Origin of the sequence: Pseudomonas sp. yb_5 (genome assembly GCF_043103865.1) — a bacterium.
GTDB lineage: Bacteria > Pseudomonadota > Gammaproteobacteria > Pseudomonadales > Pseudomonadaceae > Aquipseudomonas > Aquipseudomonas putida_Y.
The window spans coordinates 24957-37925 of sequence record NZ_JBICKE010000087.1; the positions used below are offsets into that span (position 1 = coordinate 24957).

Sequence of the window (12969 nt, forward strand, 5' to 3'; positions counted from 1 at the left end):
GTCCCCTACGGCCTCAGAAGCGCCAGATGACGTCGACGAAGGCGCGGTGCATGTACGAGTCCGCTTCCTTGCCGTAGGCGTCGCCCGGCTTGAATACACCGGCACGCAGGCGCACCAGGGCTGACGGCTCGTCGATTGCCTGGCTCATCGAAGCCGGCAGCAGGCCTTGCTTGAAGTACTTGGTCACGACCACGTCCATTTCCTGGCCAAGGTCTTTTTCGCCATCGACCAGCGGGCGATTCACGCCGTTGTCGTTGACCACCGCGTTGATGCCACTGGAGCCAATGTTCTGGTTGCCGTCGACCCGCCAGAACTTGTGGTAGATCAGGCTGGCGTCATAGTCATCACGCAACTGCCAGGAGGCGAACAGGGTGGCGGCCTGCAGGTTGCCCAGCTCGCCGCGGAAGGCTTCGCCGAAGCGGTGCACGCGCGAGCGGGTGCCGGTGAAGTTGGAGCGGTTGCTCTCCAGGCCGGTCTGCTCGAAGTTGTTGGAACCGTCATCGCCACCGCCCCCGCTGCCACGGGCATAGGCCGCGCCGACCTGCCATTGTGGGTCCAGGCGCAGGCGGATGCCGAGGTCGGTTGCCCAGGCATTGACGTCACCGCTCCGCTTGCCGGTGGCAACCTGCTCGTCGCCTACGGCCTGGCTGCTGAGGGTGTCGCGGTCTCCGGTCAGCCAGGTGACGCTGCCCCAATAGTTGACGGTATGGTCGTTGCGCCAGTTGTAGGCGTCGCTGTTGGCCTCAAGGCCCAGCCAGGTGAGGTCGCCGGTGCGGGTCTTGTCCAGGGCGTCGACGGTTTCGCCGGGGTTCTTCAGGCTGCCGTTGTCGTGCGTATGGTGTGCCCGCACGCCGACCCAGTGGCCAGGCGTCCACTGGGTGGCGACGTTGCCGTAGAGGTGGGTGCGGTCCTTGTCTTCCGGGGCCAGTTCGGTGAGGTCGGTGCGGTATTCGCTGAAGCGCTGGGCCACGCCCAGATCGGCCTTGAGCAGGGTGGTATCGAAGGTCCAGTTCAGCGCTTCGATGTTGGTATCGCGCCACATGCCATCGTCGCTGCGCAGGCGCTGGCGACCGAAGCGCAGTTGCTCGCCGGGGTAGGCGGTGAGACCGCTGTAGCCGATCCAGAACTCGCGCATGGCCAGGTAGCTTTTGTCTGGTTGACGGCTGTCGTCGCCGGTTTCAGTGCTGGTGCCGTCGCCGTTCTGGCGCAAGGTGTCGGTTTCGATGGTGTCGGTCGCAGCGACCGCCTGGCCCATGGCGTAGGCGCTCCAGTTACCGCGCTCGCCGTACACCCACGGGCGCAGATCCAGGCCCAGGCCGTTGACATCGCCGCCAGAGCGGGTGCCCAGGTCTCGATCGTCTTCCGATTGCCCGGTGATTTTCACGTCCAGGCCGAAGTTTTTCTCGGCGGTCATTTCCGCCAGGGTCGGGCAGGACCACAGCAGGGCGAAGCTCAGACCGATACCGGCTTTCACGAAGGGGTTGAGCGTCATAGCGAGTCCTCACCGTCTACTTCTTTTTCGTCGTCTTGCAGGGCTTCAAGGGCCAGGGTGCTATTCGCGCCCTGCGCCATGCTGCCGCGTGCACGCTTTTCCTGGTCCAGCAGTTGCTGGGCCTGGTTGCGCTGATCAGGTGTCAGTTGCTGGTCAAGCTTCTGCAGCAGTTCCGCTGATTGCGGCGTCGGGTTGGCCTGCGACAGCTGGGCAAACACCCAGGCATTGCCTGGTTGCGGGCGGATGCCATGGCCCTCGCTGAATAGCTGGGCCAGGGCATAATCGGCGCTGTTCTGCCCGCCACGGGCGGAGGCCAGCAGGTGGTCGACGGCCTTCTGCGGCTCGACGTTGCCCAGGTAGCCGCGGCGGTAAAGCTGGCCCAGGTAGTAATGGGCGCTGATCTCACCGGCTTGGGCAGCGGCTTGCAGGTGCTGCTCGGCTTTTTGAGCGTCGGCAGGCAGGGTTTTGCCTTCGTAGTACAGACGGCCCAGCAGCAGTTCGGCGCGTGGCTGTTCAGCTTCGCGGCCTTTGTCGATGTAGGCCATCAACTGGTCGGTGTCGCCCAGTTCGGGGAAGTCGTATACCAGCTGTGCCAGGCTGACCCAGGACGCCGGGTTGGCCGGGGCTACTTGCTCAAGCAGATCCTTGGCGGTTTTTTCGTCGGTCTGGCCGAGGCTGCGATCGGCCAACACCCGGGCAACGCTGTCGACCCGGGTGGCCGGTACTGCGCCACGGGCATAGGCGGATTTCAGTTGGCCGAGCAGGGCGGCTTGCTGATCGGCCTGGCCACGCATCTGGTACACGGTGGCCAGTTCGACGTAGCAGATGTCGGTGGTGTTCAGCGCGGCCTTGCAGATTTTCTCCACCTCGCCCAGGTGCTGGTCGTAGGTGCCCTGGGTGCGGTACAGCAACACCTGGGCCATGCCTGCTTCCGGGTTGCCGGCGGCGCGCCACTGGTCGATCTGCTGCTGTGCGTTGACCTCGGGAAAACTCTGCGGGTAGCTGAGGTAGAGCATTGCCAGCGGAACCAGGATATTGCTTTGGCCCTGCTTCGCGGCCTGTTTGAGCAGGGCTTCGGCTTCCTCACGTTCGGCCTGGGTGCTGTCAGGCTTGGCCACCAGCAGGCGGCCAAGGCGCGCCTGGGCGCGTGGCGACGTGGCGGCCGCAGCGCGATAGGTGGCCTCGGCTTCCCTGATTTGCGAGGGGTCGCGGGTGGCCACCTTGATGTCCGCAAGGCCGACTTGCGCTTCGCTGTAGCCCAGGTCGGCCAGCGCCTTGTAGTTGCGTTCGGCCAACGCGGTGTCACCGCGCTTCAGGGCCTCGTTGGCCAGGCGCTGGTCAGGCAGGCCGGCACAGCCGGCCAACGTGATGGCGGCGGCCAGTGCACACAATCCCAGGTTCACGCGGACCCTGTGGGAGCGGGCAAGCCCGCGAATTGGCATGGCCGACGGTGCTGTCCCTGCTGGCCTCTTCGCGGGCATGCCCGCTCCCGCAGGATAGGTGTTGGTATCAGAGATCATTGTCCGTCCCTCACAGGCCACGGGCCACGGCTTTGTCGATCAGCCAGTTCAACGATGGGCCACGGTCGCTGTTGACCGACGCCGGGCGGCCAGCCAGTTCGGCGGGCAGGCTGCTGTCCGGCTTGATCTGCACGCGGATGGCGGAGGACAGGTCTTCGCTGTTGAGGCTGGTGCTGCTGACGATCTGACCGGTGCGCACTTCGTCTTCGCCGGCCACCTGGAAGTTGACCCGGGTGCCCGGCTTGACCTCGTCGAACTGGCGGTAGCTGAAGCGCGCCTCGACCATCGGGTTGGTGGTGCGTGGGATCAGCTGGAAGATCGGCTGGCCCTTGGCGGCGTACTGGCCGTCGTCTACCAACTGGCGCGCGACCACGCAGTCGCAGGGGCTGGTGAGGGTGCCGGACAGCTGCTTGCCGAACAGCTCCTCGATCTTCGCCGGCTCCAGCTGCGCGTCTTCAAGGTTGCCCTTGAGCATGTCCAGCATGCTGGTGGTGAAGCTGGCCAGTGGCGCGCCCTTGGCGATCTGCCCGCCGCTTTCGACCAGGCTGCTCACGGTGCCGTCGCGCGGCATGGTGATGTTGGTGGTCGGCACTGCGACCACACCGGCTTCTGCGTGGCTGACGAAATACATGCCGTACAACGACTTGGCGACGAAGCCGAAGGCGGCAACGCCGACCACGAACACGCCCAGTGTGACGGTGACTGCCTTGAGGCGGCCGAAGGCGCTCAGGCCCGACCCACCGTCCTTCTGCTTGCGCGCCTTGGTGAAGTTGTCGCGCTGCAGGGTGCTGAGTACGTCGCCGATGCTGATCAGTTCACCCGACAGGTGGCTGGTGATGATGTGCCGCAATGTGGCGATGTCGCGAGGTTCGAGGTTCTGGAACTGCGCACCGATACGGCCATTGTCCGGGTTGTACGAGCGCACCTGAAACTCGATGTCCATCGACAGGCCCAGGTTGTCGACCACGAACTGCAGGCGCCCGCGCAGCACATCGCCCACCGACTGCGGTTGCTTGGCGTGGAAGCTCAGGCCGCCGGCAGAAAGGTCGTCGACCTTGACTTCGTGGACCTGGCGCTGGGCGTCCAGGAACCGCAGCTTGGCGGGAATGCGTACCCGGGCGTGTTGGCGCTGGGCTTCGGACTCATGCACGACATTGACGTTCACGGCGGTATTCATGGTGGTTTGTTCCTGTTAGATCCGATCCGGGTTGGGCTCACACGACCATGAACAGCACAGCAACGAAGATGCTGGCAGCCGAGAAGGTCATGGTCCGCGAGGACCAGGTGTTGAACCATTGTTGAAAGCTGGCGAGGTCACGCTTGAGGGCAGTGGGCTGACGCGTCCACGACTGCTTGTCGAGGCGGAAGAACACGTAGATCTTCATCAGCGCGCCGATGATCTGGTTGTAATAGAGAATCAGCGGGTAGGCCGGGCCTACGTTGTGGCCGGAGCACAGCAGCATGATGGTGAGGATCAGGCGCGTGATGCCGATCCACAGCAGGTACACCAGCAGGAAGGCCATGCCGAACTTGAGGCTGGCGATCACCGCCACGGTCAGGCCCAGCAGGCTGGTCCACATCGACACGCGCTGGTCGAACAACACGATGCTGGTGAACAGCCCCAGGCGACGCAGGCCAAGGCCCAGTGCCCGTGAGTTCTGCCGCAGGTTGTTGCCGTACCAGCGGTACATCAGCTTGCGGCTGGCCTTGAGGAAGCTTTTTTCCGGCGGATGCTCGACCGTGTTGATGGCGGCGTCCGGCACGTAGAAGGTGTCGTAGCCCAGGCGCATCAGGCTGAACCAGCTGGACTTGTCGTCCCCGGTAAGGAACTTGAAGCGGCCCAGGCGCCAGTGCATCAGCGAGTCGCTTTCGACGTCGGCGATGAACTCGGGGTTGGTCACCACGCTGGCGCGGAACATCGACATGCGCCCGGTCATGGTAAGCACGCGCTTGGACAGGGCCATCGAGCACATGTTGATGTGGCGCTGGGCGAAGCGCAGCTTGTGCCACTCGCTCATGATGTAGCCGCCGCGCACTTCGCAGAATTCATTGGTGGTCAGGCCGCCCACATTGGGGAACAGCTTGAACCAGGGTACGGTCTTGCGCACCACGCCGTCGGCCAGCACGGTGTCACCGTCGATCACCGCCACCACGGCGTTCTCGTCCGGCAGCATGCGCGAGATGGCGCGGAAGCCGTAGGCCAGGCCATCACGCTTGCCGGTACCGGCGATACGCACGATGTCCAGCTTCACGTGGGCCGGCGGGTTGTACTTGGCCCACAGGCTCTTCACCAGCAGTTCATCGGACATTTCCACCAGTGAGCAGACCACGGTGGTGGGGAAGCCGCAGTTGATCGCCTCGCGAATCACCGAGCTGTACACCTGGGCGGTAGTCAGCGCTTCGATACGGAAGCTGGTGACCATCAGGTAGACATGCGACGGGTCGGTGGCATTACCCATTTTCTGCACCTTGCGGCGCAGGTACGGGTACACGCCGTAGAGGAAGATCATGCCGCGGATGAAATGGGTGGCGCCCATGGAGTAGCGCCAGATGCCGACTGCGCCGACCAGGAAGATGAAGTGCTTCGATTGCGAGTCGAAGATATCGGCTGGCAGGGCCAGGGCGATCAGCATGAGCAGGCTCATGTAGAGCAGCCACCCGGCGCACTGCAACAGCACTGTCTGGAGCCTTTGCATGTTCAGCATCCGTCGAGAATTCGGGAAAGGGTGGGCAGCGAGGGGGCGGCTCTTGTCGAGTGCCTCGTCGCTGCCCGGCCGGGCACTTACCAGCAGATGCCTTCGGTACGGTGGGTGGTGCTGGTCGGTTTGTTCATGAAGCCGACCAGGTCAATCACCTGCTTGCCGGCTGGCGCTTGCAGGGCCAGCGCACGGAACTGCTCGTCACGGTTGCCGAGGACGATGATGTCGGCGTTGTCGATCACCTGCTGCAAGTTGGCGTTGAGCAGCGACGACACGTGCGGGATCTTCGACTCGATGTAGTCCTTGTTGGCGCCGTGGACGCGGGCGTACTGGACGTTCTCGTCGTAGATGTCCAACTGGTAGCCCTTGCCGATCAGGCGCTCGGCCAGTTCCACCAGCGGGCTTTCGCGCAGGTCATCGGTGCCGGCTTTGAAGCTCAGGCCCAGCAGGGCGACCTTGCGCTTGTCGTGGGCTTCGATCAGCTCGAAAGCGTTCTGCACCTGCGATTCGTTGCTGCGCATCAGCGAGTCGAGCAGCGGTGCACGGACATCGAGGCTGGCGGCGCGGTAGGTGAGGGCGCGTACGTCCTTGGGCAGGCACGAGCCGCCGAAGGCGAAGCCTGGGCGCATGTAGTACTGGGACAGGTTGAGGACCTTGTCCTGGCAGACCACGTCCATCACTTCACGGCCATCGACACCCACGGCCTTGGCAATGTTGCCGATTTCGTTGGCGAAGGTGACCTTGGTGGCGTGCCATACGTTGCAGGTGTACTTGATCATCTCGGCCACCTCGATCGGCTTGCGGATGACCGGGGCGTCGAGTTCTTCGTACAGGGCCTGGAGGATGTCACCGCTGGTGCTGTCCAGTTCGCCGATGACCGTCATCGGTGGCTGGTCGTAGTCCTTGATCGCGGTGCTTTCACGCAGGAATTCCGGGTTGACCGCCACACCGAAGTCGACGCCGGCCTTCTTGCCCGAGCAATCTTCCAGGATCGGGATGACCACGTTCTTGACGGTGCCAGGCAGCACGGTGCTGCGCACCACGATGGTGTGACGGCGGGTGGTGTCACGCAGCACGTAGCCGATTTCGCGGCACACCGACTCGATGTACTCCAGGCCCAGGTCGCCGTTTTTCTTGCTGGGGGTACCCACGCAGATCATCGACACGTCGCTGGCGCGGATGGCTTCGGCGAAGTCGGTAGTACCGCGCAGGCGGCCATTGGCGATGCCCTGTTGCAGGAGTGCTTCCAGGCCAGGTTCGACGATGGGCGACTTGCCCTGGTTGATCAGGTCGATCTTGGTGCTGGACACGTCCACACCGATCACTTCATGGCCACGCGCCGTCAGGCAGCCTGCACAGACTGCACCCACATAACCCAAACCAAAGATGCTGATACGCATCGCTATCACCTCATGTGTTTATCACGCCGACACCTCCGCAGAGAGCCGGGCTGGGTTGATTAACAACAGTTTTCGGGCGCACGGATCCATGGCGAATGCACACTTCGCCGAGCGCAGGCAAAATAAATCCGGAGCGCAAAAAGTTATGCACTCAAAGTTGGCACTCAATAGCCATATATTAAAAAACGTGCCCTGAAATGCAGCCGTCTTTATTGCAATGCGCTACTTGGCGCGTTGCTGTGCTTGTTTTTTCAAGTGAATAAATCCTTTGAAATCAACCACTAGGACGATTTGTAAGGGGCGCGTCTCTCCTGCATGGACAAGGTCTTCGGGGGTTTCCGTAATACCTGTCGAATTTCTCATAGCGGGCAGTGGATACCCGCCGCTGTCATCTGTAAGTCATCTCTCACAGCCCGTAGGCAGGAAAATCGTTACGGCACTATGAGCGATTGGCTTTGGCAGAAGTTCCTGAGCCAGTTTCGCTCGAATGAAAGATTTCTAAATATTTATTCAGTTGCGGACAGTTTCAAATTGATAGCACGCAGGTGCTTCACCCCCGTGTATCAAGGGCGTAACTGTTGCTAGATATTTTTATGCCAGCATCTGAAAATTTTTTTCAGATTTCGTCAAAAAAGGTATGAACGGTCTTATGGCGTTTGGCGATAAAGGCAAGGGTGCTGGATTTTTGGCGTCGGATTGATGGCGCGATGGCGGTTTGCTGCGTGCCCTGTTGCAGGGCAGGGGGGATCACGGCGGCTGGCCTCTTCGCGGCTTTAGCCGCGAAGAGGACGTGACAGGCTCACTCCGCGGGGTGATCGCGCAGGAACACCAAATGGTCCGGCTTGGACTGCTCGGCACTGTAGTAGTAACCCTGAGCATCGAACTGCTTGAGCTGTTCCGGGGCGCTGATGCGCTGCTGGATGACGAAGCGGCTCATCATGCCGCGGGCCTTCTTGGCGTAGAAGCTGATGATCTTGTACTGGCCGTTTTTCTGGTCCTTGAAGTCGACGTTGATCACCCGGGCCTTCAGGGCACTGCGTTTCACTGCACTGAAATACTCGTTACTGGCCAGGTTCAACAGCACGTCATCGCCTTGATCGGTCAGGGCCTGGTTCAGCCATTCGCTGATGCGCGTGCCCCAGAAGGCGTACAGGTCCTTGCCGCGGGCGTTGGCCAGCTTGGTGCCCATCTCCAGGCGGTAGGGCTGCATCAGGTCGAGCGGGCGCAGCAGGCCATAAAGGCCCGAGAGCATGCGCAGGTGGTCCTGAGCGTAGCTGAAGTCGTCTTCACTCAGGCTCTCGGCATCGAGGCCGGTGTACACGTCACCCTTGAACGCCAGCAGCGCCTGCTTGGCATTGGCCGGGGTGAAGTCTGGGGTCCAGCTGCCAAAGCGCGCAGCATTCAGGCCGGCGAGCTTGTCGGACAGGTGCATCAGCTCGCTGATCTGCGCCGGCGACAGTTCGCGCAACTGCTGGATCAGTGCCTGGGATTCATCCAGGTACTGGGGCAGGGTGAAACGCTCGGTCACTGGCGGGGTGTCGTAGTCGAGGGTCTTGGCGGGGGAAATCACCGTCAGCATCGGGTCGGCTCCTGGCATCGTTGGCCGAGGATTCTACGGGGTGGGCGGTGCAAGTCCAAACTATGGCGACGATAGTCACAGACCATGGTCGGTGCAGGCGCTATAGTTCGCGTTTTGCCGTTGCGGAGCCTTCCACTGTGCGCATTGCTTCTGCTTTGCTGGCCTGCCTGCTGAGCCTGGCCGTGCAAGCCGCCCCATCATCGCAGGTCAGCCTGGACCGCAGCCTGTGGCCCGAACAACTGGACAGCCCGGCGCTATTCGATGTGGCCTCCCGGGCAGAAATCCTTTCGTTCGCCCAAGTACTGCACGAAAGCGAGTTGCTGGATGACGCGACCCTGGCGGCCCGGCTGGGGCTGCGGCAGATCAACCTGCAGAAGGTGCGCCAGGTTCGGGCGCGCATGTGGCAGCGGTTGTGGGAGGGTTATCAACAGGCTCAGCGCAGTTGTGAGCAGGATGCATCATTTTGCTACCCGATTACGTCCATGGCGGACTTGCGCACACAAGCGGTGACGTTCGCAGCTGACGTTGGTGCGTTCTATACCGGCTGGATCGAGCCGAGCCACCAGTTCCATGTACGCTACCTGGACGAGCAACTGCGCAAGGCGGCGTTGCTGCCGCAGACCAGCAGTGAAATTGAGCGGTTGTCTTCGCGCGAGCGCAAGGGTGACGAACTGAACGACCGCATGTTCCTGCTGACCTTTGTCGGCGGGCCCGGCCCCGAGGGGGGCAGTACGGATCTACTCACTGATTACCTGCGCCGGCAAAAGCTCGAAGGCACGTTCTTCACGCTCGGTAACCGTTTGCAGCAACGTCGTGATGGCGCCTCGGTACACGCCTTGCGCCAGCTCTATGGCGGGCAGTGCGTGGGCATCCAGGGGTGGGAATACCGCTCCCATGCGCAGTGGACCGACTGGCAGGATTCGCTGCGGCGCAGCCAGGCGCGGGTGCAGGCTGATCTGCCCGAGCAGTATGTACCGCTGTTCAGCCCACCTTATGGCCAGCGCCGGGCTGACGGCGAGGCGTTCATGGCCCGCCAGCAGTTGCGGGTATCGTTGTGGGACATCGATGCGCAGGATGACGGTGCATTGAGCGCCGAGGCGTCCGCACAGCGCGTATTGACCCTGATGCTGTTGTGGCGCAAGGGCGTGATCCAGTTTCATGACAGCCTTCCCAAGGCGCAGCCGGCCGTGGAATGGCTGCTGCGCAATACCGCGCAAAGCGGTATCGGCTGGGAAGATTGCCGGGAATACGGATACCGCGAATAGAGGGTATGACTTTTGAGCGTAGTCCCCTCTGACGCTGGCGCCAAGGCCTCTTCGTCAATCGGAAAAATAAACTTCAAAAATACGTAAAAGTGCTTTTTTCGGTCATGGTTTTTGCGGTATGAAGAAACCAGACAGCCGATTCCTGCAGCACAGGTGGCGTCATCCGGGCTCACCTGGCCAGGTTCGCTTCCCGCCCGTAACAACGCGGATACGGGGACAGCGGCAGTCACTCTGCGGCGTAACAGACCACGCCGTGTGGCTTCGACATAAGGTGACCGAGTATGGATGACCAAGGACGCAACCCTTCCTCCAGCAAGCCAATCCTGTATGTGCTCGATACCAACGTCCTGATTCACGACCCTAACGCGTTACTGAACTTCGAGGAGCACCATGTCGCCATCCCGATGACGGTGCTGGAGGAACTCGACAAGCTCAAGACCGGCAAACAGAGCATCGCCGCCGAATGCCGCCAGGCCATCCGCCTGATAGACCAGACCCTTGGTGACGCTTCGCCCAGCGATGTCGAGCAGGGCGTGCCGATCCAGCGCAACAAGAGCGGGCCCAAGGGCTTCCTGTCCATCCTGATGACCCCGCGCAACGAGCCGATCAAGCTGCTGCCGGAAAACCTCAACGACAACATCATCATCAACCAGTTGCTCGAAGTTCGGGCCCGGCGCACCGACCTGGATGTCGTGCTGGTCACCAAAGACATCAACATGCGCCTGAAGGCGCGCGCTTGCGGTATAGCGGCTGAGGACTACAGCACCGACCAACTGGTCGATGACGTGTCCCTGCTGTCCAAGGGCTACCATTCGGTCACCGGCTCGTTCTGGGACCGCGTGAGCAAGGTCGATACCCGTCAGGAGCGCGGCCGCACCTGGCATCGGGTGCAGATGATCGACAACCTGCCAGCCGTGCACGTCAACGAGTTCATCATCGATGAGCAGGGCTTCGTCGGATGGATCAAGGGCATCCGTGACGACGAACTGCTACTGCTCGACCTGCACCAGGAACCGTTGCTGCACCAGGAAGCCTGGGGCCTGAAACCACGCGACATTCACCAAAGCCTGGCACTGTTCGCCCTGCTGGACCCGGATATCCACCTGGTGAACCTGACCGGCGCCGCCGGCTCCGGTAAAACCATCCTGGCGCTGGCTGCGGCCATCGAGCAAACCATGGTCAGCAAGCGCTACCGGCGCATCATCGCCACCCGCAGCGTGCAGGGGCTGGACCAGGAGATTGGCTTCCTGCCGGGCACCGAAGCAGAGAAGATGGAGCCGTGGCTGGGCGCCATCACCGACAACCTCGAAGCTTTGCACATGGATGACGAAAGCACCCATGGCAGCGTCGAATACATCCTCGAGCGCGTGCCGCTGCAGTTCAAGTCGCTGAACTACATCCGTGGCCGTAGCTTCCAGCAGAGCCTGATCCTGATTGACGAGTGCCAGAACCTGACGCCGCACCAGATGAAAACCATCATTACCCGTGCCGGCTCCGGCTCCAAAGTGGTCTGCCTGGGTAACCTGGCGCAGATCGACACCCCCTACCTGTCCGCGACCAGCTCGGGCCTGACCTACCTGACCGAGCGCTTCAAGGACTTCCCAAATGGCGTGCACATCACCCTGCAGGGCGTGCCTCGCTCGGTGCTGGCCGAGTACGCCGAGTCGCATTTGTAAACCCTGTAGCCGGGCAGATTACTGCCCGGCCTCTTCACGGGCACGCCTGCTCACAGGATGTCCACTTGAATCGAGATCGTGGAGCGCCTGTGGGAGCGGGCGTGCCCGCGAAGAGGCCAAACCTGGCGACACATACCTCTGCTCAAACCTGACCCACAGGTTTACACTGCGAACTCCCTTCACAGGAGCAAAGCAGTGCTGACACATCTTGATTCCCAGGGGCGGGCCAACATGGTCGACGTCACTGAAAAGGCCGTGACCGAGCGCGAGGCTACCGCCGAGGCGCGGGTGCGCATGTTGCCGCAGACCTTGCAGATGATCGTCGACGGTGAACACCCCAAGGGTGACGTGTTCGCCGTGGCGCGCATTGCCGGGATACAGGCGGCGAAAAAAACCAGCGACCTGATTCCGCTGTGCCACCCGCTGATGCTCACCAGCGTCAAGGTCGAGCTCAGCGCTGAGGGGCAGGATGCGGTGCGCATCGTCGCCCGCTGCAAGCTGGCCGGGCAGACCGGCGTGGAGATGGAGGCGCTGACCGCCGCCAGTGTGGCCGCGCTGACGATCTATGACATGTGCAAGGCTGTGGATAAAGGTATGGTCATCGAGCAGGTGCGCCTGCTGGAAAAACTCGGTGGCAAGAGTGGCCATTACAAGGTGGAGGCGTGATGAAGGTCAAGGTGATGTACTTCGCCCGTTACCGCGAACTGTTGGGCGTGGATGCCGAGCGGGTGGAGGGGGCGTTCAAGGTGCTTGATGATGTGCGCCAGGCCTTGGTAGCCAAGGGCGGGCAGTACGAAGTGCTGGCCGAGCAGAACCTGATGTGCGCGCGCAACGAAGAGCTGTGCAAGCTCGATGAACCGCTGGAAGAGGGCGATGAAGTGGCGTTCTTCCCGCCGGTGACCGGAGGCTGAACATGGCTGTGCGAGTACAGGAAGGCGCGTTCAACCCCGGGGCCGAGACCAATGCCATGCATGCGGCCAATGTGGGCGTGGGCGCGGTGGTCGGTTTTGTCGGCTATGTGCGGGATTTCAACGATGGCCGCGAAGTGGCGGGGATGTTCCTCGAACACTATCCGGGCATGACCGAAAAGGCCCTGGCCAAGATCGTGGTCGAGGCCGAGCAGCGTTGGCCGCTATTGAAGGTGGAGGTGCTGCACCGCATCGGTGCGCTGGAACCGGGCGAACCGATTGTGTTCGTGGGGGTGGCCAGTGCCCATCGGCAGGCGGCGTTCGATGCCTGCAACTTCATCATGGACTACCTGAAGACCCGGGCGCCGTTCTGGAAGAAGGAGAATACCCAGGAAGGGCCAAGGTGGGTGGAGGGGCGGCAGAGTGACCA

General features: G+C 62.1%; 11 protein-coding genes. 5 read left to right on the top strand and 6 right to left on the bottom strand.

The features are described 5' to 3' along the window. Nucleotides 1-13: 13 nt before the first annotated feature. From ACF8GF_RS15540 to yaaA, 6 genes are all read right to left on the bottom strand, one after another. Nucleotides 14-1492, bottom strand: coding sequence for an alginate export family protein (locus ACF8GF_RS15540; protein ID WP_176682586.1), 1479 nt, complete (start codon nt 1490-1492; stop codon nt 14-16). Continuing rightward, nucleotides 1489-2934: an alginate biosynthesis TPR repeat lipoprotein AlgK gene (algK, locus tag ACF8GF_RS15545; protein ID WP_392488124.1), complete on the bottom strand. Its 1446-nt coding sequence runs from the start codon at nt 2932-2934 to the stop codon at nt 1489-1491. Before algK ends, ACF8GF_RS15540 begins: the two co-directional genes overlap by 4 nt. Nucleotides 2935-3022: 88 nt before the next feature. After that, a complete protein-coding gene (locus ACF8GF_RS15550) occupies nt 3023-4189 on the bottom strand; it encodes a PilZ domain-containing protein (RefSeq protein WP_392488120.1) in 1167 nt (388 codons plus the stop codon). Between the two features lie 37 nt (nt 4190-4226). Further along, nucleotides 4227-5708, bottom strand: a complete 1482-nt coding sequence (locus tag ACF8GF_RS15555; protein ID WP_003251762.1) for a glycosyltransferase family 2 protein — start codon at nt 5706-5708, stop codon at nt 4227-4229. A gap of 86 nt (nt 5709-5794) precedes the next feature. Then, entirely contained in the window at nt 5795-7111 is a 1317-nt protein-coding gene (locus tag ACF8GF_RS15560; RefSeq protein WP_392461778.1) for a nucleotide sugar dehydrogenase, read from the bottom strand. A gap of 799 nt (nt 7112-7910) precedes the next feature. Then, a complete protein-coding gene (gene yaaA / locus ACF8GF_RS15565) occupies nt 7911-8690 on the bottom strand; it encodes a peroxide stress protein YaaA (protein ID WP_392488121.1) in 780 nt (259 codons plus the stop codon). Between the two features lie 137 nt (nt 8691-8827). Between yaaA and ACF8GF_RS15570 the strand changes: the two genes are divergently transcribed. The 5 genes from ACF8GF_RS15570 to moaE form a co-directional block, all read left to right on the top strand. After that, a complete protein-coding gene (locus ACF8GF_RS15570; RefSeq protein ID WP_252460743.1) occupies nt 8828-9955 on the top strand; it encodes a polysaccharide deacetylase family protein in 1128 nt (375 codons plus the stop codon). 281 nt (nt 9956-10236) lie between these two features. Further along, entirely contained in the window at nt 10237-11631 is a 1395-nt protein-coding gene (locus ACF8GF_RS15575) for a PhoH family protein (protein WP_176682590.1), read from the top strand. Between the two features lie 195 nt (nt 11632-11826). Beyond that, nucleotides 11827-12297 carry a cyclic pyranopterin monophosphate synthase MoaC gene (gene moaC / locus ACF8GF_RS15580; protein ID WP_003251775.1) on the top strand — a complete coding sequence of 157 codons (471 nt, stop codon included), beginning with the start codon at nt 11827-11829 and terminating at the stop codon, nt 12295-12297. Then, nucleotides 12297-12542 (top strand): molybdopterin converting factor subunit 1, encoded by a 246-nt coding sequence (moaD, locus tag ACF8GF_RS15585; protein ID WP_003251777.1) that lies wholly within the window; start codon nt 12297-12299, stop codon nt 12540-12542. The genes moaC and moaD overlap by 1 nt, the downstream gene beginning before the upstream one ends. Nucleotides 12543-12544: 2 nt before the next feature. Next, on the top strand, nt 12545-12969 hold a 425-nt coding region (gene moaE / locus ACF8GF_RS15590; protein WP_392488123.1), incomplete at its 3' end, for a molybdopterin synthase catalytic subunit MoaE.

What these genes read in the sequence shown, in the direction of transcription:
- ACF8GF_RS15540 (WP_176682586.1), bottom strand. Translation starts at nt 1,492, where the DNA reads ATGACGCTCAACCCCTTCGTGAAAGCCGGTATCGGTCTGAGCTTCGCC.
- algK (WP_392488124.1), bottom strand. Translation starts at nt 2,934, where the DNA reads ATGCCAATTCGCGGGCTTGCCCGCTCCCACAGGGTCCGCGTGAACCTG.
- ACF8GF_RS15550 (WP_392488120.1), bottom strand. Translation starts at nt 4,189, where the DNA reads ATGAATACCGCCGTGAACGTCAATGTCGTGCATGAGTCCGAAGCCCAG.
- ACF8GF_RS15555 (WP_003251762.1), bottom strand. Translation starts at nt 5,708, where the DNA reads ATGCAAAGGCTCCAGACAGTGCTGTTGCAGTGCGCCGGGTGGCTGCTC.
- ACF8GF_RS15560 (WP_392461778.1), bottom strand. Translation starts at nt 7,111, where the DNA reads ATGCGTATCAGCATCTTTGGTTTGGGTTATGTGGGTGCAGTCTGTGCA.
- yaaA (WP_392488121.1), bottom strand. Translation starts at nt 8,690, where the DNA reads ATGCTGACGGTGATTTCCCCCGCCAAGACCCTCGACTACGACACCCCG.
- ACF8GF_RS15575 (WP_176682590.1), top strand. Translation starts at nt 10,237, where the DNA reads ATGGATGACCAAGGACGCAACCCTTCCTCCAGCAAGCCAATCCTGTAT.
- moaD (WP_003251777.1), top strand. Translation starts at nt 12,297, where the DNA reads ATGAAGGTCAAGGTGATGTACTTCGCCCGTTACCGCGAACTGTTGGGC.